This window comes from Pseudomonas sp. 22515, assembly GCF_052044625.1.
Taxonomy (GTDB): Bacteria; Pseudomonadota; Gammaproteobacteria; order Pseudomonadales; family Pseudomonadaceae; genus Aquipseudomonas; species Aquipseudomonas alloputida.
This window is the reverse complement of record NZ_JBQENN010000001.1, coordinates 134,488-155,961: the sequence shown is the minus strand read 5'-3', so window position 1 is coordinate 155,961 and position 21,474 is coordinate 134,488. Positions and strand designations below refer to the sequence as shown.

Below are 21,474 nucleotides of genomic sequence, written 5' to 3'. Positions count from 1 at the left end.
TCGTAGGAGCGGGTTCACCCGCGAATGGGCCGGCCCTGCTGGCCAATTTCCACCCGCCGTTCACCGTTGCCGGCACTACCGTATTCGCGGGTAAACCCGCGCCTACACACATGCATAGGCTGTCGTAGGAGCGGGTTTACCCGCGAAGAGGACGGCACAGGACGAAATATATCCTACTGTTCGCGGCGAACTTTCCTACCTGATTATCAGGTCAAGTCCTACAGCTCCACTGCCGATGGGCAGAGATGTGATGCCAGCCATGCGCCTGCATCCTTTCTCTCACTCGCTCGGAGATTCCCCATGCTTGGCTCCCTCAACCGCAAGCTCGGCAACATCAGTGTCGCCGCCAAGCTGGCCCTCGGCTTCGCCGTGGTCCTGCTGCTCACCCTGGCCACCACCATCAGCGGCTGGCGTGCCCTGGATGGTGCCATCGTGCGCTCACAGCAACTCAGCGAAATAGGCCTGATCAACGACCTGACAAAAGACCTGCGCGCGGAACGCATCACCTACCGCGTGCTCAACGACGATGCCAGCAGAGCACGCATCAGCAATATCCTCGACCAGCTCAACAGCATGCTGACCACCCTGCAACAACGCAGCAACGTCGATGAGTCACGGCAGTTGCTGACAGAGAAAATGGCATTGTTGCAGAGCCTGCGCGACACCTTCAGCGAACTGCAGCGCAGCGTCGCCAGCCGTGTAGCCCTGCGCGAAGCCCTGCAGTCACAGGAGCATGCACTCAGCGAGGCGATTGACCAACTGCAGACCCAGGCCTTGCTGAAAATGCCTGACAACAGTCAGCAAAGTGGTGTGCTGGGCCTGATGGATACCCTCAGCCGGCATGTCGAAGGTGCCAACCAGCAAAGCCTGGTTCCAGCCTACACCTTCGCCCCGGTCGAGGATTTTTCCAAAGTCGGTGATAACGCCCTGGATGCCGCCGACAATAGCCTTGCGCAACTGCTTGAAGGCCTTGCGCCGTTGGGCTTGCCACGCGCCATCACTGAGCAACCGGGTGTCGAGCTGAGCAAGTACCGCACCAGCCTGGATCAGTACCGCCGCGCCGCCGTACGTGTGGAGCAGTTGCAGAACAACATGGAAAACATGGGCAACGAGCTGCGAACGGTGAGCCTCGAACTGGGCAAACGCAAGGTCGAACAACGCGACAGTGAGGCCGTGGCCGCCCGGTCGCTGCTGACCAGTGTGGCGCTGCTGGCCATGGTGGTAGGGGCGCTGGCCGCCTGGCTGATCACCTTGCAGATCACCCAGCCGTTGCGCCAGACACTGGCCGTGGCTGCCCGCATCGCCAAGGGTGACCTGAGCCAGGTCGACAGCGTGCAACGTCGCGACGAAATGGGCCAGCTGCAAACCAGCATGCGCGAGATGACCTTGAGCCTGCGCGAGCTGATCGGTGGCATTGATCAGGGTGTCGGCCAGCTGTCACAGGCCGCCACACAGTTGGCGGCCAGTAGCGAAGACACCAAGCTGCGCATCAATCAGCAGCGCGAGGAAACTGACCAGGTGGCGACTGCCATGAACCAGATGAGCGCCACCGTGCAGGAAGTGGCACAGAACGCCGAGCAAGCCTCGCTGGCCGCGACCAGCGCTGACCAGCAGGCACAGGTGGGTGACCAGGTCGTCGCCGAAGCCATCGGCCGTATCGAACAGCTGGCCGGGCAGATGGACCATTGCCTGGCGGCCATGCAGCACCTGGCAGGCGAGAGCCAGCGGATTGGCAGCATTCTCGATGTGATCAAGTCGGTGTCCGAACAGACCAACCTGTTGGCGCTGAACGCAGCGATCGAAGCGGCACGGGCTGGTGAAGCCGGGCGCGGCTTTGCCGTGGTGGCCGATGAGGTGCGTGGCCTGGCACAGCGCACGTCGACGGCGACCGAAGAGATCGGCCAACTGATCGACAGTCTGCACAACGGTACCGACGAAGTGACCCGCTTGCTGGACAGCAGCAAGAGCCTGACCGAACAGAGCGTGGAGCTGAGCCGCAGGGCCGGGCACGCACTGAGCCAGATCACCGACACGGTATCGAGCATTCAGGGCATGAACCAACAGATCGCCACCGCCAGTGAAGAGCAGAGCGTGGTGGCCGAGCAGATCAACCGAAGTGTGATCAATGTGCGGGATGTTTCGGATCAGACCAGCGCGGCCAGTGAGCAGACGGCAGCCTCGAGTGGAGAACTGGAGCATCTGGGGCAGCAATTGCGGGGGATGGTGGGGCGGTTCAGCCTCTGATTTCGCCTCGCCCTCTTCGCGGGCAAGCCCGCTCACACAGGTACATCACCCCCATCAAGGCAGTGGTGGACATGCAGGAGCGAGCTTGCCCGCGAAGAAGCCAGCGCGGTTACAGCACCTGGCGCAGGAACGCCTGCGCACGCGGGTCTTTCGGTGCAGCGAAGAACGCGGCCGGGGCCGAATCTTCCAGCAGTTTGCCGTGGTCGAAGAACAGCACGCGGTCAGCCACTTCGCGGGCGAAGCCCATTTCGTGGGTGACACAAACCATGGTCATGCCTTCCTGGGCCAGGGTCTTCATCACGTCCAGCACCTCACCGACCATTTCCGGGTCGAGCGCCGAGGTAGGCTCGTCGAACAGCATCACTTTCGGGTCCATCGCCAGGGCCCGGGCAATCGCGACCCGCTGCTGCTGGCCGCCAGAAAGCCGGGACGGGAATTCGTTGGCCTTCTGCGCGATACCGACCTTTTCCAGCAGCGCCCGGGCCTTGGCCTCGCGGTCAGCCTTGTTGCGCTTGCGCACCACCTTCTGCGCCAGGCACAGGTTTTCCAGCACAGTCATGTGCGGGAACAGGTTGAAGTGCTGGAACACCATGCCAACTTCGCGGCGGTAGGCATTGATGTCGGTCTTAGGGTCGGCCAGTTGCAGGCCATCGATGGCCACATGGCCTTGGTCGAAATGCTCCAGGCCGTTTAGGCAGCGCAGGAACGTCGATTTGCCCGACCCCGACGGGCCGAGCACGACCACCACTTCGCCCTTGGCGACCTGAGTGGTGACGTTATCCACAGCCCTTACCACCTGGCCACGGGTGTCGAAGACTTTCAGCAAATCACGGACTTCAATCACTTTGCGCAAGCCTCCGCTCGAGCCGGCTGGCAATGTGCGACAGCGGCAGGTTGATCAGCAGGTACAGGCCTGCCACGCAGAACCAGATCTCGAAGGTAGAGAACGAGGTGGTGATGGCCTCACGGCCACTCTTGGTCAGTTCGGTGATGGCGATCACCGACACCAGCGAGGTGTCCTTGACCAGGCTGATGAACTGGCCGGCCAGGGGCGGAAGCACGCGCTTGAACGCCTGCGGCAAGATCACATGGCGCATCGACTGGCCAGCGTTCAGGCCCAGCGACCGCGCAGCCTCGTTCTGGCCCTTGGCGATCGACTGCACGCCAGCACGGACGATTTCGGCCACGTAAGCACCAGTAAACAATGCCAGCGCCGCTACCCCGGCAAACTCGCGGGACAGGTTGAGCACGGTGCCGATGAAGAAGTAGAAGATGAAGATCTGGACCAGCAGCGGCGTGCCGCGCACCAGTTCGACATAGACGGTCGACAGGTCGCGCAGGGTCGGGTTGTTCGACAACCGGCACAATCCGGCGAACAGGCCGATCACCAGGCCCAGCGCCCCGGACACCACCGAGATCCACAAGGTGGTCCACAGGCCCCATGCCAGCGGGCCAGCGGCCCAGTGGCGGGTTACCCCAATCTGGTCGCCTTCGGCAACATCGTCGCCGCGGCTCAGTTGCAGGCTGTCCTTGGCCACATCGAGCACTTGCTCGGCACCACTTTCGTCCTTCAGCGTGACGCGGGCGTTGTCACCGGAGATGACGATTTCCTGCACAGTGCCGTAGCCGGCAGCGCGTTGTGTTTCCTCGGCCTTGTAGGCGAAGTACTGCGGTACGCGGTTCCAGCGCCACTCGTAGGAAATCATCGAGGTGGCCATGTAAAGGCTGAGCGCCAGGCCTACCAGGACCAGGGCAGTCAACCCATGCCAAGGCCACTGGGCTTTCTTGTGTTTGATCACGTGGGGTACTTCCGTAAATGCGAACGCGCAGGGTTTGCCTGCGCGTCGGGGTCATAAAGCCGGGCTTGTGGCCTGAGCCTTATTCCATTTCCTTCAGCCAGTCCTTGTTCTTGAACCACTTGTCGTGAATACGATCGTAGGTCCCGTCGTGCTTGATCTGGTGCAGGAAGTTGTTGATGAAGTTGATGCTGTCGTAGTCGCCTTTCTTCAGGCCGAAGGCCAGCGGCTCGTAGGTGAAGGGTTCTTCGAGGAACAGCAGCTTGCCGGCGCCGGCTTTCTCTACCGCCACCACGTTGTACGGCGCGTCATAGACAAAGGCGTCGGCCTTGCCATTGACCACGTCCATCACCGCTTCCTGCTCGTTGTCGTAACCGTGGTACTTGGCTTTGCTGATCAGCTTCTTGGACACCATTTCGCCGGTGGTGCCAAGCTTGGAGGTCAGGCGATACTTCTCGTTGTTCAGGTCCTTGTACGACTTGATCTCGCCAGCCAGTTCCTTGCGGATCAGCAGGGTCTGGCCAACCACGATGAAGGGTTCGCTGAAGTTCAGGCGCAGGTTGCGCTCCTGGGTCAGGGTCATGCCGCTGCCGATCATGTCGAACTTGTCGGTCAGCAAGGCCGGGATGATGCCGTCATAGGCGGTGGACACTGCCTCGAACTTCACGCCCATGGACTTGGCCATGGCTTTGAGGATATCGACTTCGAAGCCGATGATCTCGCCACGTTTGTTGGTCATCTGGAACGGCATGTAGGTTGGGTCCATGCCCACCCGCAAGGTGCCGCGCTTGACCGCGTCATCGATGGCGCCCGCCTGGGCCGCGGTCACGGCGACCAGGGCGGTCACACCGACCAGCAGTCGCGAAAGGTATTTCTTGATCATCACCAAGTCCCCTAGCAAGAAAAGTAGCGAATCTTATTGTGTTGGCACGGCCGTACTGGCCGAAGCGTCGTATCGGAGAGGGATGCTAACGCATGGCGGCCCGTGGACCTAGAGCCGCGGGGGGACTTTGTTGGCCAAAATGAGGGGGCTAGGCCAAAAAGCTTCGCGGGTGAACCCGCGCCTACAAGGGAATGTGTATCCCTGGTAGGAGCGCGTTCACCCGCGAAGAGCCCCGATCAGGCGCCCCGTAGGAGCGGGTTCACCCGCGAAGAGGCCCTATCAGGCGCCCCGTAGGGGCGGGTCCACCGGGGCGCCGAACCGCCGCGAACAGGCCCGATCAGGCGCCGACGAGTGCCGGTTGGCCTGCGTTTTCCGGGTGCAACGGCAACAGCGGCGAATGCGGGTCATTGTTGATCGACGCACGCCACACATCGATCCAGGCCGCATTGTGCTCGGCCCACACCTGCTCGTGCAGGCGGCTCAGTGCCACCGGGTCGCTGAGCAGAGCCAGGCGAGTATTGAGGTCCAGGCCTTTTGGCCCGACTTCAATTGCCTTGGCAACGCGCTCGGCACGCAACGCTTCGATCGGTGCCGCCTGGCCATGGCGGGCAGTGGCCATGGCGCAAGCCAGGGCGTTCTGCCGCGGGTCGACCACGGCCCGCACGAAACCATCATGCAAGGCATGCCAGCGGTTTTCGTGGGTGTACTGGTCGGTAGCCAACAGTTCTTGTGGCGTGGCGTATTCCTCTGGGATGAGGAACAGCTTCTCATCCTTGGCCGCCAGGCCCAGGCGGGTGCGGCTGGAAATCACCGATACCGGGATCGACAGCACCAGCGAACCGACGATAGGCGCCAGCCACCACAGGAAGCTCGGGTTCAACCACGCCACCAGTGCGGCCCAGGCAACGCCCAGCAGCGTCTGCGGGCCATGCCGGCGCACCGCTTCGCCCCACGGCGTGGAGTCGTCGTCACGCTGCGGCGAGTTCCAGGTCGCAGCCCAGCCGAGGAACGCGGCCAGCACGAAGCGGGTGTGGAAGATCATGCGTACCGGTGCCAGCAACATGGAGAACAGCATCTCCATCAGCATCGACAAGGTGACCTTGACGCGTCCACCGTACTCGACGGCGCCCTTGGCCCAGATCAGGATGACGCTAAGCAGCTTGGGCAGGAACAGCAGCACAATGGTGGTGGAGAACAGCGCCACAGCCTTCTCCGGGTGCCACTGCGGCCACAGCGGGTAAAGCTGGTACGGCTCGATGAAATACTGCGGCTCCATCAGCGTGTTGGTCGCCAGCAGCGCGGTCGACAGCACCAGGAACAGGAACCACAGCGGCGCCGACAGGTAAGACATCACCCCGGTGAGGAACACCGCACGGTGAACCGGGTGCATGCCTTTGACCAGGAACAGGCGGAAGTTCATCAGGTTGCCGTGGCACCAGCGGCGGTCGCGCTTGAGCTCGTCGAGCAGGTTTGGCGGCAGTTCTTCGTAGCTGCCCGGCAAGTCGTAGGCAATCCACACACCCCAGCCGGCACGGCGCATCAGCGCAGCTTCGACGAAGTCGTGGGAAAGGATGGCACCGGCGAACGCGCCCTTGCCCGGCAACGGCGCCAGGGCGCAGTGCTCGATGAACGGCTTCATGCGGATGATCGCGTTGTGGCCCCAGTAGTGCGACTCACCCAACTGCCAGAAGTGCAGACCGGCAGTGAACAGTGGGCCGTACACGCGGGTAGCGAACTGCTGCATGCGTGCATACAGGGTGTCCATGCCCGAGGCTTTCGGCCCGGTCTGGATGATGCCGGCGTCCGGGTTGGCCTCCATCAGGCGCACCAGGCTGCTCAGGCACTCGCCACTCATGACGCTATCGGCGTCGAGCACAACCATGTACTTGTACTCGCCACCCCAGCGACGGCAGAAGTCGTCGAGGTTGCCGCTCTTGCGCTTCACACGGCGCCGACGGCGGCGGTAGAAGATGCGGCCAAAGCCTTTGGTTTCGCGGCACACATCCAGCCAGGCCTGTTGCTCGGCCACGGCAATGTCGGTGTCGTTGGTGTCGCTGAGCACAAAGAAGTCGAACCGGTCGAGGTTGCCGCTGGCAGCCACCGACTCGAACGTTGCGCGCAGGCCGGCGAACACCCGCGGCACGTCTTCGTTGCAAATCGGCATCACCAGCGCGGTACGCGCCTCGGGCGCGATCGGCTCGTTGCCTGCGCTGCTACCGGAAATCTTGTATTTGTCGCGCCCGGTGAGCAGCTCGAGGAAGCCCATCAGCGCGGTCCAGAAGCCCGCCGACACCCAGCAGAACAGGATGCCGAAGAGGATCAGGATGGAAGTTTGCAGGGCATACGGCCACACCTGCACCACCGTGTCCCACAGCGGCTGGTTGACGATTTCGTCAAAGTCCACGAACGACCAGCCCTGGTACGGCAGGATGCCCTTCATGTACCAGCCAGCGACGATGGTCTGGCCGATCATCAGCGCCAGCAGGATGTAACGGCGGATCGAGCCAACCGTGCGCCAGCGGGCCGGCGGCAGCTCGCGCTTGGGCGGCTGCGGGGCGTTGGGGCGGCCGGTCATGCGTCGCCACATGCGGATCAGCACATTGGTGCGCCATGGCTCGGGCACGACCTTGGTGCGCTTGATCGGTGGGGCGATCTTCAGGCACAGGCGACCGCTGCCGTCGACGCCGAGCATTTCGGCGTCTTCCAGCTCGGCGGCGCTGCCCACGGTCAGGCGCGGGCCCACCGAGGCCTGCACGGCCTCGGCAGAGCTGGCGGCCGGGTTGGCCGCCAAGCGTTGGTGTAGCTCACTGAACGAGGTGCAGCTGGCAAGTTCAGCCCGCTGCTCGTCGCTCAGGGGTAGGTGGGCCAGGTACTCGCCAAGCGATTCCGGCCTTGCGCTTGAGTTACTCATCGGCAGGCAACTGATAGCTCCAGGTCTCGGTCAGCACCTTCTCGGTGGTGGCCGGGGCCCCGTTGGTGGGCGCCGCATCGGCGGCAGGTTGTTCGGCCTTGGCAGATTGCTCAGCCTTGACGGCTTTCTCGGCCTTGGCATGCTTGGCTGCGGCCTTGTCCTGCTTGGCGTCCTGGGCAGGCTTGGCGGGCTCGACCGGTACATCACGCACCAGTGCGGCGCGCATTTCGGTCGACTTGTTGGCTTCCTTGACCTTCAGGCGCAGGGTCAGGCGCCAGCCCTTGGTCTCAGGGTTATAGCGCAGATTGTTCTCGACCACCTCGGCGTTGTCGCCCACGCTGATCTGGCTGCGCACGGCGGTGTCTTCCGGCAGGGCGGCAAGCGCCGGGCCGGCGAAGTCGACCAGGAATGCCACGCTGCCATCTGGCTGGCGGATCAGGTTGGACTGCTTGACGTCACCCGTGGAACGCAGGGTCTGCTTGACCGAGCCCAGGTCAGGGGCCTGGAACTTCGGCTCGTCGATGGTCCAGTGCAGGCGGTAGGCGTACTCGAACGGCTTACCTGGCTCCGGCAGTTTCTCCGGGCTCCAGAAGGCCACGATATTGTCGTTGGTCTCATCGGCGGTCGGGATTTCGACCAGGTCGACGCTACCCTTGCCCCAGTCACCCTTCGGCTCGATCCAGGCGCTTGGCCGCTTCTGGTAGTTGTCGTCGAGGTCTTCGTAGTCGCTGAAAGCGCGCTGACGCTGCATCAGGCCGAAACCACGCGGGTTCTCGACGCTGAAGTTACTTACAGCTAGGTGTTTCGGGTTGTTCAGCGGGCGCCACAGCCACTCGCCGTTGCCGGCATGGATCGACAGGCCTTCGGAGTCATGCAGTGCCGGGCGGTAGTTGAGCACCTTGGACGGCTGGTTGGGGCCGAACAGGTACATGCTGGTCAGCGGCGCAATGCCCAGGCGGCTGACATGGTCACGCAGGAACACGCGGGACTGCACGTCGACCACGGTGTCGTTGCCGGGACGCAGGGTCAGCTTGTAGGCGCCGGTGGAGCGCGGCGAATCCAGCAGCGCGTAGATCACCAGGTGCTTGTCGGCTGGCTTGGGTTTTTCAACCCAGAACTCGGTGAAGCGCGGGAATTCTTCGCCCGACGGCAGGGCGGTGTCGATGGCCAGGCCACGGGCAGACAGACCGTACACGTGGCCCTTGCCGACTACGCGGAAATAGCTGGCGCCAAGCAGGGTCATGATCTCGTCCTGCTTGTCGGCCTTGTTGATCGGGTACAGCACGCGGAAACCGGCATAACCGAGGTTTTTGGTGGTTTCCGGGTCGTGCGGCACGTCACCGAACTCGAAGCGGTCCGGGTCGTACTTGATTTCCTCGACCTTGGTGGCGGTGACCTCGTTGATTTTCACCGGGGTGTCGAAGTGCATGCCCTGATGATAGAACGACAGCTTGAACGGGGTCTTGTCCTTGGCCCACTCGGCCTTTTCCTGCAGGAAACGGATTTTCTGGTAGTCCGCGAACTTCATGTCGCGGAACACGGCCGGCAGGTTGCTTTTTGGCGCTTCGTACTTCTGGCCGGCCAGATCCTTTGCCTTGGCAGCAACATCGTCAAGATTGAATGCCCACAGCTGGCCCGCGCTCATCAGGCCGACCAGAGCCACACTGGCCATCAGCGCCTTGCGTAGCCCGACGCTGGGGATTCTTGATGCTTTTTGGGGACTAACAATCACGAGCAACCCTCGCCGAAAACAGATCATGAAACCAACGGCCAGCGACAAATGCCGGGTTGGCGAGCACTGTTCGGACCCCGCGAGGGCGTAATGATTCCCCAAACGGATCCAGACAATGCTCGAGTCAGAGTGAAACGGACCTACGAACGCAGGTCCATGCAGCGCGCGATTATCCAGCAGGTTGCGTGACAACGCATCAGGCTGGAGCAACTATTTATCGTACAAAACCCCTTGTTTTCCTGTGAACAACGGGTTTTTTGACGTCATATTTGTAACATAAATGTTACGGGGCCATCATTGACCAGGTGCACCTGCATATCCGCGCCGAAACGGCCGCTGGCCACGTCGGCGTGCTGAGCTTTTGCCTGTTGCAAAAGATAGTCGAACAACTCGGCGCCGAGGGCCGGTGGCGCTGCGGTCGAGAAGCTTGGGCGCATGCCGTTGCGGGTGTCGGCCGCCAAGGTGAACTGTGACACCAGTAGCAGGCCACCCCCGACATCCTTGAGCGACAGGTTCATCTTGCCCTGCTCGTCACTGAACACACGGTAGTTCAGCAGCTTGTGCAACAGCTTATCGGCCTGTTCACGGGAATCTTCAGGCTCGACCGCGACCAGCACCAGCAACCCTTGGTCGATGGCGCCGACCACCTCCCCCGCCACTTCAACCCGCGCACCGCGCACGCGCTGCAGCAGGCCCCTCATGCTTCTTCCAGGGGCAGGTCGAGCAGGCGCCGGGCCATCTGGTCGGCGGCACGCACCAAGGCATCGGTGATGCCAGGCTCGGAAGCCGCGTGACCGGCGTCACGGATCACTTTCAACTCACTGTTCGGCCAGGCCTGGTGCAACGCCCAGGCGTTGTCCAAGGGGCAGATCACATCGTAGCGCCCATGCACGATCACCGCCGGCAGGTGGGCGATTTTGGGCAGATCGCGGATCAGCTGGTCCGGTTCGAGGAAGGCGTTGTTCATGAAGTAGTGGCATTCGATGCGGGCGATCGACAGCGCCCGCTGCGGTTCGGAAAAGCGGTCGACCACCAGCGGGTTGGGACGCAGGGTGGCGGTACGGCCTTCCCAGGTAGACCACGCCTTGGCGGCGTGCATCTGGGCGATCTGGTCGTTACCGGTCAGGCGTTTGTGGAAGGCCCTGACCAGATCACCGCGTTCCTCCGGTGGAATCGGTGCGATGTAGTCCTGCCAGTAGTCGGGGAACAGGCGGCTGGCGCCTTCCTGGTAGAACCACTCGATTTCCTGCGGCCGGCACAGGAAGATGCCGCGCAGGATCAGGCCGTGCACGCGTTCTGGGTGAGCCTGAGCGTAGGCCAGGGCCAGGGTCGAGCCCCAAGAGCCACCAAACAGCACCCACTTGTCTATGCCAAGGTGTTCGCGAATGCGCTCCAGGTCTTCGACCAGGTGCCAGGTGGTGTTGTTCTCCAGGCTCGCATGGGGCGTGGAGCGGCCACAGCCGCGCTGGTCGAAGGTGATGATGCGGTACAGGTTGGGATCAAAGTAGCAGCGGCTCTGGGCGTCGCAGCCAGCGCCAGGGCCTCCGTGGATGAACACCACGGGCAGACCTTCCGGCGAGCCGCTTTCGTCGACATAAAGCACATGCGGCGCTTCCACGGCCAGATCGTGCCTGGCGTAGGGTTTGATCTGCGGGTAGAGGGTCTGCATTGCGCACTCCGTGTGAGGATTATTCGGCCGTGGGCCATCATAAACCTGAATTGCGCTTTCAGCACCGTCCTTGCTGACGCGTTCGAATGGCGCGAATTGACCCTTGCGCAGATTTCCGGCAACTGCCTCCCACGGTGCCTGGCGACGCCGATAGCGTCGCCGCCTCCACTCAACGCTTGTAACGCGCGTCGCCCCAGGCCAGCAGCGCTTGCAGTAGCTGCCTCAAGACCGCTTGCGTCGGCTGCGCCAAGTCTTCCCGGTAGGCAAACGGCTCGACTTCCTCCATATAGGTGCTTTGCGCCAGCTCCAGTTGCACAGCATGGATATGGTTGGCCGGGTCGCCATAATGCCGGGTGATGTGACCGCCTTTGAACCGACCATTAAGCACGTGGCTGTAACCTTGCACCTCGGCGCACACACCCTGCAGCCGCTCAGCCAGTGCCGGATCGCAACTGGCGCCGTTGAAAGTACCCAGGTTGAAGTCCGGTAACTTGCCGTCGAACAGGTGCGGGATCAGCGAACGGATCGAATGGGCATCCCACAGCAGCGCATAGCCAAACTGCTCACGCAAGCGGTCCAGTTCACGACGAATGGTCGCGTGATAAGGGCGCCAGATTTGCTCCAGATAGCGTTTGCGCTCTTCGCCAGACGGCGCCAGCCCGTCTTTGAAGAGGGGTTCGCCGCCGAACAAGGTCGCCGGGTACAAGCCCGTGGTGGCGCCGGCGTACAGCGGCTTGTCGTCGTCCGGACGGTTCAGGTCGATGACGAAGCGTGAGTACTCTGCGGCTACCACGCTGGCACCCAAGTCACGGGCAAAGTCGTACAACTGCGGGATGTGCCAGTCGGTGTCCGGCAAGCTTTGCGCCTGGTCGACCAGGCCGTCGCGCACGGCGTCGGTCAGACGCAAGCCAGCGTGCGGCATGCTGATCAGCAGCGGCAGGCGACCTTGGTGAAAACTCAATACCTTGTCCATCGTGCCTCGCTCAGTTGGAGATTTCGTGGCCCATGCGCACTACGCGCTTGGGCAGGTCGCCACCCAGCCAGTAGGCCAGGTCGGCGGGGCGTTCGATTTGCCAGGCAACGAAGTCGGCCACCTTGCCCACTTGCAGCGAGCCGTGACTGTCACCCAGGCCCAGCGCCGTGGCGGCGTGCACCGTAACGCCTGCCAGGGCCTCTTCCGGTGTCATGCGGAAGCAGGTGCAGCCCATGTTCAGCATCAACCGCAGCGACAAGCCTGGCGAGGTGCCGGGGTTGAGGTCGCTGGCCAGGGCAATCTTTACCCCGTGGCGGCGCAATGCATCCATTGGCGGCAGCTGGGTTTCACGCAGGAAGTAGAAAGCACCCGGTAACAGCACGGCGACCGTGCCGGCGTTTGCCATGGCCACGGCGTCCTCCTCTGTCATGAACTCCAGGTGGTCAGCCGACAGTGCCTGGTAACGCGCGGCAAGGCTTGAGCCGTGCAACGATGACAGCTGTTCGGCATGCAGCTTGACCGGCAGGCCCAGTTCGCGCGCCTTGATGAACAGCCGCTCGACCTGGGCCGGCGAGAACGCGAGGTGTTCGCAGAAGGCATCCACCGCATCCACCAGGCCTTCGCCGGCCAGGGCCGGCAACATTTCGTCACAGATGTGCGCGATGTAGTCGTCGGCCCGACCCGCGTACTCCGGGGGCAAAGCGTGCGCCGCCAGGCACGTGGCACGCACCGTCAGCGGCAGCTCGTCGGCCAGGCGCCGGGCCACTCGCAGCATCTTGCGCTCATTGGCCAAGTCCAGGCCGTAGCCGGACTTGACCTCGAGGGTGGTCACGCCATCGCGCATCAATGCCTGAACGCGCTGGCGAGCACTGGCGAACAGCTCGTCTTCGCTTGCCGCCCGGGTAGCCCGCACGGTACTCGCGATACCCCCGCCCTGCGCGGCGATTTCGGCATAGCTCACGCCCTGCAGGCGCTGCTCGAACTCGCCGCTGCGGTTGCCACCGAACACCGCATGGGTGTGGCAGTCGATCAGCCCGGGGGTGACCCAGGCACCCCCCAGGTCAACCGTGCGGTCAGCTTCGACCGGTGCCAGTTCGGCGCGCGGGCCTATCCACTCGATCAGCCCGGCGCTGGTGACGATCGCCGCGTCCTCGATGGCCGAGTAACGGCCATCGGCCATGGTTGCAACATGGCAATGCTGCCAGAGGGTTCTCATGCACAATCTCCTTTGCTAGCGGTGCAACTCTGCCGGCTCCGCTACCGGCTGGCCCTGCCCTGCGCGCGGCTTGCACCACAGCAGGTAGGACGCCACCAGGAACACCACCCAGATCACGCCGACGATCAATGCCGCCTGGGTGTCCGGGAAGTAACCGAGCACGCCAAAGATGAACACCATGAACGCAATGGCCATGGCCGGGCCGTATGGCCAGAACGGTACCGGGAACTTGAGCTGGGCCACTTCCTCGCGGCTCATGCTGCGGCGCATGGCTACCTGGGTGAGCAGGATCATCAGCCACACCCACACCGTGGCGAAGGTGGCGATCGAGGCAATCAGCAGGAACACATTTTCCGGGATCAGGTAGTTGAGCAATACGCCGATCAGCAGCGCAGCCCCCATCACCACGACGGTCATCCACGGTACGCCATGTTTCGACAACTTGCTGAAGCCGCGCGGGGCGTGGCCTTGCTGGGCCAGGCCATACATCATGCGGCCAGCGCCAAAGATGTCGCTGTTGATGGCAGAGATGGCAGCGGAAATCACCACGACGTTCAGCACGGCAGCGGCAGAGCCAATGCCCAGGTTGCTGAAGATCTGCACGAACGGGCTGCCCTGGCTACCGATCTGCGGCCATGGGTACAGGCACATCAGCACGAACAGGGTGAGCACGTAGAACAGCAGGATACGCAGTGGCACCGCGTTGATCGCTTTGGGAATGACGCGCTGCGGGTCTTTTGCCTCACCGGCGGTGACGCCGATGATCTCGATACCACCGAAGGCGAACATCACCACGGCAAACGACGCAATCAAGCCCCCCACGCCGTTAGGCATGAAGCCGCCGTGGTCGAACAGGTTGCTCATGCCTACGGCATGCCCGGTACCCACCTGGCTGAAACCGAAGGCCATGATGCCGAGGCCGGCCAGGATCATCGCCACGATGGCGCCGACCTTGAGCAGCGACAGCCAGAATTCCATTTCGCCGAATACCTTGACGTTGCACAGGTTGAGGCCGCCGATCAGGAAAACGATGCCCAGCACCCAGATCCAGCGGGCTACCTCCGGGAACCAGAAGCCCATGTAGATACCGAACGCGGTGACGTCGGCGATGGCGACGATGACCATCTCGAAAGCGTAGGTCCAGCCAAGGATGAAACCGGCCATGGGGCCGAGGTAGGTCGTGGCGTAGTGGCCGAAGGAGCCGGCCACCGGGTTGTGCACGGCCATTTCGCCAAGGGCGCGCATGACCATGAACACGGCGGCGCCGCCGATCAGGTAGGCCAGCAGCACGGCCGGGCCTGCCATCTGGATGGCCGAGGCAGAACCGTAGAACAGGCCGGTGCCGATGGCGGAGCCGAGGGCCATGAAACGGATGTGGCGGGCACTTAGCCCGCGCTTGAGACCTTGAGCTTGTTGCATGTCACGTCCTTGAATTGTTTTTGTGGTCGTGAGATTGAGCGGCTGCTGCGCAGCCCCTTCGCGGGCAAGCCCGCTCCTACATGGATAGCGTTTGCAGATCGCAAGCTGTGTAGAGCAGGCTTGACCGCGAAGGGCCGCCAAGCGGCCCCAAGGGGCATTACAGGCTTGGCAGCACACCCGCCGGCAGCAAGCCGGTCAGACTACCCTTGGCCAACAGGTCCACGGCCTTTTCGATATCCGGCGCGAAGAAACGGTCACGGTCGTAATGCGGCACCTCGCTGCGCAGCGCCTGGCGCGCTTGCTCCAGCTTGGCCGAAGTCTTCAGGCCTTTGCGCAGGTCCAGGCCCTGGCACGCGCCCAGCCATTCGATGGCCAGCACGCCACGGGTGTTTTCGGCCATTTCCCACAGGCGCTTGCCGGCAGCCGGGGCCATCGACACGTGGTCTTCCTGGTTGGCCGAAGTTGGCAGGCTGTCGACGCTGTGCGGGTGCGACAGCGCTTTGTTCTCGCTTGCCAGGGCGGCAGCGGTGACCTGGGCGATCATGAAGCCAGAGTTGACCCCACCGTTTTCCACCAGGAACGGCGGCAATTGGGACATGTGCTTGTCCATCATCAGCGAGATGCGGCGCTCGCTGAGCGAACCGATTTCGGCGATGGCCAGGGCCAGGTTGTCGGCGGCCATGGCCACCGGTTCGGCGTGGAAGTTGCCGCCGGAGATCACATCACCTTCGGCAGCGAACACCAGCGGGTTGTCCGACACGGCGTTGGCTTCGATGCCCAGTACCTCGGCGGCCTGGCGCAGCTGGGTCAGGCAGGCACCCATGACCTGCGGCTGGCAGCGCAGCGAGTACGGGTCCTGGACCTTGTCGCAGTTCTTGTGCGACAGCGACACTTCGCTGGAGTCGCCCAGCAGGTCACGGAAGCAGGCAGCGGTGTCGATCTGGCCACGCTGGCCACGCACTTCGTGGATACGCGCATCGAACGGCGAACGCGAGCCCAGCGCAGCTTCGACGCTCAGGCCACCGCAGGCGATGGCAGCGGCATACAGGTCTTCGCCCTGGAACAGGCCACGCAAGGCATAGGCGGTGGAGGCCTGGGTACCGTTGAGCAGGGCCAGGCCCTCTTTGGCGGCCAGGGTCAGTGGCTCGAGGCCGGCAATCGCCAAGGCCTCGGTGGCCGGCAGCCACTGGCCCTTGTAGCGTGCCTTGCCTTCACCCAGCAGCACCAGCGACATATGCGCAAGCGGCGCAAGGTCACCGGATGCGCCGACCGAGCCTTTCAGCGGGATGTGCGGGTAGACTTCGGCGTTGACCAGGGCAATCAGCGCGTCGATGACTTTGCGGCGGATGCCGGAGAAGCCACGGCTGAGGCTGTTGATCTTCAGCACCATGATCAACCGCACCAGGTCGTCATCCAGCGGCGCGCCGATACCGGCGGCGTGGGACAGCACCAGCGAACGCTGCAGGTTCTCCAGGTCATGGCTGGCGATGCGGGTCGAGGCCAGCAGGCCGAAACCCGTGTTGATGCCGTAGGCAGTACGGTCTTCGGCAATGATCTGCTCGACACAGGCGACGCTGGCGTCGATGGCCGGCGCGGCACTGGCATCCAGTTGCAGGCGCACGGGCGCGGCATGGATCGCGCGCAGCTGGGCCAGGGTCAGGGTGCCAGGCTTGAGGGTGAGTTCGGTCACGTTACTACTCCAAATCGCGTGGAGCCGCAGGCCCGCTTGTGGGTGCCTGCGCGCTCCTTCTTGTTGTTCAGTATCACCCCTTGCAGGGTGCGATCCAAAGCGTGGTGATCAGCCGGTGATCATCGGCAGGTCCAGGCCCTGCTCCTTGGCGCAGTCGATGGCGATGTCATAACCGGCATCGGCGTGACGCATGACGCCAGTCCCTGGGTCGTTGGTCAGTACCCGGGCGATGCGCTCGGCGGCCTCATCGGTACCGTCGCAGACGATGACCATGCCCGAGTGCTGCGAGAAGCCCATGCCCACGCCACCGCCGTGGTGCAGCGATACCCAGGTGGCGCCGCCTGCGGTGTTCAGCAGGGCGTTGAGCAGCGGCCAGTCGGAAACAGCGTCCGAACCATCACGCATGGCCTCGGTTTCGCGGTTCGGGCTGGATACCGAGCCGGAGTCGAGGTGGTCACGGCCGATCACCACCGGTGCCGACAGCTCGCCGCTGCGGACCATTTCGTTGAAAGCCAGGCCCAGCTTGGCGCGAAGGCCCAGCCCTACCCAGCAGATACGTGCCGGCAGGCCCTGGAAGCTGATGCGCTCGCGGGCCATGTCCAGCCAGCGGTGCAGGTGGGCGTCGTCGGGGATCAGTTCCTTGACCTTGGCGTCGGTCTTGTAGATGTCCTCGGCTTCACCGGACAGCGCCGCCCAGCGGAACGGGCCGACTCCGCGGCAGAACAGTGGGCGGATGTAGGCCGGGACGAAGCCTGGGAAGTCGAAGGCATTGGCCACGCCCTCTTCCTTGGCCATCTGGCGGATGTTGTTGCCGTAGTCGAAGGTCGGGATGCCCTGCTTCTGGAAGTCCAGCATGGCCTGCACGTGCACGGCCATCGACTGCTTGGCAGCTTTGACCACTGCAGCCGGTTCGGTCTGCGCACGGTCGCGGTACTGTTCCCAGGTCCAGCCGGCAGGCAGGTAGCCGTTCAGTGGGTCGTGGGCGCTGGTCTGGTCGGTGACCATGTCCGGGCGCACGCCACGTTTGACCAGCTCTGGGAGGATTTCGGCGGCGTTGCCATGCAGGGCGATGGAGATGGCCTTGCCTTCGGCGGTGTACTTGGCGATGCGTGCCAGGGCGTCGTCGAGGTCAGTGGCCTGCTCGTCGACGTAGCGGGTTTCCAGGCGGAAGTCGATACGGCTCTGCTGGCATTCGATATTCAGCGAGCAAGCCCCGGCCAGGGTCGCGGCCAGTGGCTGGGCGCCGCCCATGCCGCCCAGGCCAGCGGTGAGTACCCACTTGCCTTTCAGGCTGCCGCCGTAGTGCTGGCGACCGGCTTCGACGAAGGTTTCATAGGTGCCCTGGACGATGCCCTGGCTGCCGATGTAGATCCAGCTGCCGGCGGTCATCTGGCCGTACATGGCCAGGCCTTTGGCGTCCAGTTCGTTGAAGTGTTCCCAATTGGCCCAGTGTGGCACCAGGTTGGAGTTGGCGATCAGCACGCGCGGTGCGTTGCTGTGGGTCTTGAACACACCGACCGGCTTGCCCGACTGCACCAGCAGGGTTTCGTCGTCTTCCAGGCGGGTCAGGGTTTCGACGATCTTGTCGTAGCAGGCCCAGTTGCGCGCGGCGCGGCCGATACCGCCGTATACCACCAGCTCTTTCGGGTTTTCCGCGACCTGTGGATCGAGGTTGTTCATCAGCATGCGCAGTGGCGCTTCGGTCAGCCAGCTTTTGGCGGTCAGCTTGTTGCCACGTGGGGCACGGATTTCAACGTCACGGTATTTGTTGTTGTCGGTCACGGGAAAGGTCCTCTGCGGTCGTCCGCGGGCGGGTATGTCGTGGTCAATATACAAACACACCTTTACTTGTATGTACAAGCATGGACAACCAAAATATTCGGACCTGTTGTTCCTGCTTTGATTTTTTTTTGGGGGGGGGTGAAGCGAGCGTCGGTCCGGCTTGAGTTTTGCGGCGGCGCATAAATCGAGCGCCGCGCGGGCGGCGCTCGATCTCACAGGCGATGAAAATGTATCGCCAAGCCCATCAGCGAGAAATGAGCTCAATCAAGCAAAACCGCCCCTGAACCTCCAGCCCAAGCAATTCGTCATTGCCCTCCAGCCGCAGGCAGTCATACAACCCTAGCCGCTGCGTTTCACGCCCCACGATGGTCACCTCAACATGGCTGCTGGCAGCAAACAACAACACCGTCGACGCCGAGCTGTACACCCGGCTGGTGCCATCCAGCCACTGCAGCCGCGCCCGATAACGCTCAGGTGCATAGATCAGGTTGAAATCGCGGATCGCCCCGCCCAGCAACTTGCAGCTGACCTGGCTCTCGCCGCTGAACGCAAACGCATCGAACGCCAGCAATGGCCGACTGGCCTGGCCGTCGACCAGCAGGCGCATGCCGTCGCCCTGCAGCACAGTGATGATCCGCTGGTAGCCGGCGAAGGTGGAAAAGCCGCCCGACTCTTCGATATCGGCAATCGACAGACGCCAGCCAAAACTGTCCAGGCCCTCGCCACTGTCGCGGGTAATCTCTTCGGTGAAACCGCCACCGTTCTTCCACGGCATGCGCGGGTAATCGTGCGCACGCAACAACTGCAGCTGACTCATTTGCTGAAACGTCCTTCCAGGCGATGACGGGAACCGGGGTGGATCAGCCGTGCAGCGGTCACCGGCTGGCGGCCGGACCAGGTGCGACGACGAATCAGCAGGCAAGGCTCGCCCCGCTCGATCTGCAACAGGCGGCATTCTTCCGGCTCGGCCAGGATCGCCTCGACCACATGCTCACCTTCGGTCAACGGCGCCACCTGGGACAGGTAGGCGTAAGGCGTCTGCCGAGTAAAGTCCTGCTTGAGGTAGTCGGGGGCGATGGCCGCGTTAACGTAGCGGTCCTCGATCTGCACAGGCACGCCGTTCTCGAAATGCACGATCAGCGAATGGAACACCCGCTGACCTTCACGCATGTCCAGAGCCAGCGCCCGCTCGGAGCCGGCCGCTTCTTCGGCAAGCGTGATCACCTGGCAGCTATGCTGGTGCCCGCGCGCGGCAATTTCATCGGCAATGTTGTTGACCTCGAACAGCGCCGAACGGCCCTTGGGCTCGGCCACGAAGGTGCCGACCCCTTGCATGCGCACCAGCAGGCCCTCGGCGGTGAGTTCACGCAGGGCGCGGTTGATGGTCATGCGGCTGAAACCCAGCTCGTTGACCAACTCGCTCTCGGAAGGTACCCGGTGATGCGGTGGCCAGCTGCCGTTGTCGATCTGCTGGATGATCATCTGTTTGACCCGGGCGTAGAGCGGCGCCGGGCCCTCGCCCATCTGGGCAACCAGCACGGAGACAGGAGGTGTCGGCACGGCGATGGATCCTTGTGCAAATGAAATGAGCGGTAGCTTGCCGCAGTTTACCCGGCAGGCAAACGCCTGTATATGTATATACAAGTTAACAATAACAGGATTCCACCGATGTCAGCCTACTTCGCCGAACGCGCCCTGCTACCTACGGGCTGGGCCAGCCATGTGCGTATCGAGGTCGCCCGCGATGGCCGCGTGGCCAGCATCGAGCCTGGCGCTTCGGCCGAAGGCGCCGAGCGCCTGGCCGGCCCGCTGCTGCCCGGCATGCCCAACTTGCACTCGCATGCCTTCCAGCGCGCCATGGCAGGCCTGGCGGAAGTTGCCGGCAACCCCAATGACAGTTTCTGGACCTGGCGAGACCTGATGTACCGCCTGGTCGGGCAGATCAGTCCAGAGCAGCTTCAGGTCATCGCCCGCCAGCTGTACATCGAGATGCTCAAGGCCGGTTATACCTCGGTGGCGGAGTTCCACTACGTGCACCACGACCAGGCCGGCAAGCCCTACGCCGACCCGGCCGAGCTGTCGCGACGCATCAGCGCGGCCGCAGCCGACAGCGGCATCGGCCTGACCTTGCTGCCGGTGCTGTACAGCCATGCAGGCTTTGGCGGCCAGGCGCCGAACGACGGGCAGCGGCGCTTCATCAACTCCACCGGGCAGTACCTGCAGCTGCAAGCCCAGCTCGCCCCGCTGCTGGCCGCGCAACCGGCGCAGCAACTGGGCCTGTGCTTCCACTCGCTGCGGGCGGTAACGCCTGGGCAGATCGCCGAAGTGCTGGCGGCCAGCGACAGGCAGTGCCCGGTGCATATCCACATCGCCGAACAGCAGAAGGAAGTCGACGACTGCCTGGCCTGGAGCGGCCTGCGCCCGCTGCAGTGGCTGTACGAGCACGTGGACGTGGACCGCCGCTGGTGCCTGGTACACGCTACCCATGCCGAACCGGACGAAGTCACTGCCATGGCCCGCAGCGGCGCAGTGGCCGGGTTGTGCCTGACCACCGAAGCCAACCTGGGCGATGGGATCTTCCCGGCAGTGGACTTCCTGGCACAGGGCGGACGTATGGGCATTGGCTCGGACAGCCATGTGTCGTTGAGCGTGGTGGAGGAGCTGCGCTGGCTGGAATATGGCCAGCGCCTGCGGGACCAGCGGCGCAACCGCCTGTATCGCGGCGACCAACCGATGGTCGGGCGCACGCTGTATGACGCGGCGTTGGCCGGTGGTGCACAGGCGCTGGGGCAGGCGGTCGGCGAGTTGGCGGTGGGCAAGCGTGCCGACTGGCTGGTGCTCGATGGGCAGGACCCCTACATCGCCATGGCGGAGGGTGATGCCATTCTCAACCGTTGGCTGTTTGCCGGCGGCGATCGCCAGGTGCGCGATGTGATGGTGAATGGGCACTGGGTGGTGCGCCAGGGGCGGCATGCGCAAGAAGAAGAAAGCGGGCGGGCGTTTGCCGAGGTGTTGCGCCAGCTTTTGGGCTGAGTGTATCGGGGCTGCATTGCAGCCCTTCGCGGGCTTGCCCGCTCCCACAGGTTGGACTGCCCACAAAATGTCTTGGGGGCAGCCCAGGGTTCAGCGCAGAACCTGTAGGAGCGGGCTTGCCCGCGA

General features: G+C 63.4%; 16 protein-coding genes and 1 pseudogene. 3 read left to right on the top strand and 14 right to left on the bottom strand.

What is annotated here, in order from left to right:
• Positions 1 to 24: 24 nt before the first annotated feature.
• Both ACTJJN_RS00655 and ACTJJN_RS00650 read left to right on the top strand, forming a co-directional pair.
• Positions 25 to 1,389: pseudogene (locus tag ACTJJN_RS00655) on the top strand (methyl-accepting chemotaxis protein); the annotation flags it as partial.
• Positions 1,372 to 2,244, top strand: a complete 873-nt coding sequence (locus ACTJJN_RS00650) for a methyl-accepting chemotaxis protein (RefSeq protein WP_370626949.1) — start codon at positions 1,372 to 1,374, stop codon at positions 2,242 to 2,244. The pseudogene ACTJJN_RS00655 and the gene ACTJJN_RS00650, both read left to right, overlap by 18 nt.
• A 109-nt stretch (positions 2,245 to 2,353) precedes the next feature.
• Here the strand turns inward: ACTJJN_RS00650 and ACTJJN_RS00645 are convergent, their stop codons facing one another.
• The 14 genes from ACTJJN_RS00645 to hutC all read right to left on the bottom strand — a co-directional run bounded on the left by ACTJJN_RS00645 (position 2,354) and on the right by hutC (position 19,839).
• On the bottom strand, positions 2,354 to 3,088 hold the full coding sequence (locus ACTJJN_RS00645) for an amino acid ABC transporter ATP-binding protein (RefSeq protein ID WP_003249271.1): 735 nt from the start codon (positions 3,086 to 3,088) through the stop codon (positions 2,354 to 2,356).
• Positions 3,081 to 4,043 (bottom strand): amino acid ABC transporter permease, encoded by a 963-nt coding sequence (locus tag ACTJJN_RS00640; RefSeq protein ID WP_003249268.1) that lies wholly within the window; start codon positions 4,041 to 4,043, stop codon positions 3,081 to 3,083. The genes ACTJJN_RS00645 and ACTJJN_RS00640 overlap by 8 nt, the downstream gene beginning before the upstream one ends.
• 79 nt (positions 4,044 to 4,122) lie before the next feature.
• Positions 4,123 to 4,920 carry a transporter substrate-binding domain-containing protein gene (locus ACTJJN_RS00635; RefSeq protein WP_029380729.1) on the bottom strand — a complete coding sequence of 266 codons (798 nt, stop codon included), beginning with the start codon at positions 4,918 to 4,920 and terminating at the stop codon, positions 4,123 to 4,125.
• A gap of 340 nt (positions 4,921 to 5,260) precedes the next feature.
• Positions 5,261 to 7,834 carry a glucans biosynthesis glucosyltransferase MdoH gene (gene mdoH / locus ACTJJN_RS00630; protein WP_012053925.1) on the bottom strand — a complete coding sequence of 858 codons (2,574 nt, stop codon included), beginning with the start codon at positions 7,832 to 7,834 and terminating at the stop codon, positions 5,261 to 5,263.
• Positions 7,827 to 9,566: a glucan biosynthesis protein G gene (locus ACTJJN_RS00625; protein WP_440780736.1), complete on the bottom strand. Its 1,740-nt coding sequence runs from the start codon at positions 9,564 to 9,566 to the stop codon at positions 7,827 to 7,829. Before ACTJJN_RS00625 ends, mdoH begins: the two co-directional genes overlap by 8 nt.
• 263 nt (positions 9,567 to 9,829) lie before the next feature.
• Positions 9,830 to 10,267 carry a D-aminoacyl-tRNA deacylase gene (gene dtd / locus ACTJJN_RS00620; RefSeq protein ID WP_012053926.1) on the bottom strand — a complete coding sequence of 146 codons (438 nt, stop codon included), beginning with the start codon at positions 10,265 to 10,267 and terminating at the stop codon, positions 9,830 to 9,832.
• A complete protein-coding gene (gene pip, locus ACTJJN_RS00615; protein WP_003249260.1) occupies positions 10,264 to 11,235 on the bottom strand; it encodes a prolyl aminopeptidase in 972 nt (323 codons plus the stop codon). The genes dtd and pip overlap by 4 nt, the downstream gene beginning before the upstream one ends.
• Positions 11,236 to 11,404: 169 nt before the next feature.
• On the bottom strand, positions 11,405 to 12,208 hold the full coding sequence (hutG, locus tag ACTJJN_RS00610) for an N-formylglutamate deformylase (protein ID WP_003249258.1): 804 nt from the start codon (positions 12,206 to 12,208) through the stop codon (positions 11,405 to 11,407).
• A 10-nt stretch (positions 12,209 to 12,218) separates the two neighbouring features.
• On the bottom strand, positions 12,219 to 13,424 hold the full coding sequence (gene hutI, locus ACTJJN_RS00605) for an imidazolonepropionase (RefSeq protein WP_012053928.1): 1,206 nt from the start codon (positions 13,422 to 13,424) through the stop codon (positions 12,219 to 12,221).
• A gap of 15 nt (positions 13,425 to 13,439) precedes the next feature.
• Entirely contained in the window at positions 13,440 to 14,843 is a 1,404-nt protein-coding gene (locus tag ACTJJN_RS00600; RefSeq protein WP_003249253.1) for an amino acid permease, read from the bottom strand.
• Positions 14,844 to 15,000: 157 nt separating this feature from the next.
• The gene (gene hutH, locus ACTJJN_RS00595; protein WP_003249248.1) at positions 15,001 to 16,533 is read right to left on the bottom strand and encodes a histidine ammonia-lyase; all 1,533 of its coding nucleotides are present in this window, start codon (positions 16,531 to 16,533) and stop codon (positions 15,001 to 15,003) included.
• 108 nt (positions 16,534 to 16,641) lie between these two features.
• Positions 16,642 to 18,315, bottom strand: a complete 1,674-nt coding sequence (hutU, locus tag ACTJJN_RS00590) for a urocanate hydratase (protein WP_004577162.1) — start codon at positions 18,313 to 18,315, stop codon at positions 16,642 to 16,644.
• A 244-nt stretch (positions 18,316 to 18,559) separates the two neighbouring features.
• Positions 18,560 to 19,132: a HutD/Ves family protein gene (locus tag ACTJJN_RS00585; protein WP_012053929.1), complete on the bottom strand. Its 573-nt coding sequence runs from the start codon at positions 19,130 to 19,132 to the stop codon at positions 18,560 to 18,562.
• Positions 19,129 to 19,839 (bottom strand): histidine utilization repressor, encoded by a 711-nt coding sequence (gene hutC / locus ACTJJN_RS00580; protein WP_173881450.1) that lies wholly within the window; start codon positions 19,837 to 19,839, stop codon positions 19,129 to 19,131. Before hutC ends, ACTJJN_RS00585 begins: the two co-directional genes overlap by 4 nt.
• A gap of 144 nt (positions 19,840 to 19,983) precedes the next feature.
• Between hutC and ACTJJN_RS00575 the strand changes: the two genes are divergently transcribed.
• Positions 19,984 to 21,348 carry a formimidoylglutamate deiminase gene (locus ACTJJN_RS00575; RefSeq protein ID WP_012053930.1) on the top strand — a complete coding sequence of 455 codons (1,365 nt, stop codon included), beginning with the start codon at positions 19,984 to 19,986 and terminating at the stop codon, positions 21,346 to 21,348.
• The last annotated feature ends 126 nt before the right edge of the window (positions 21,349 to 21,474 follow it).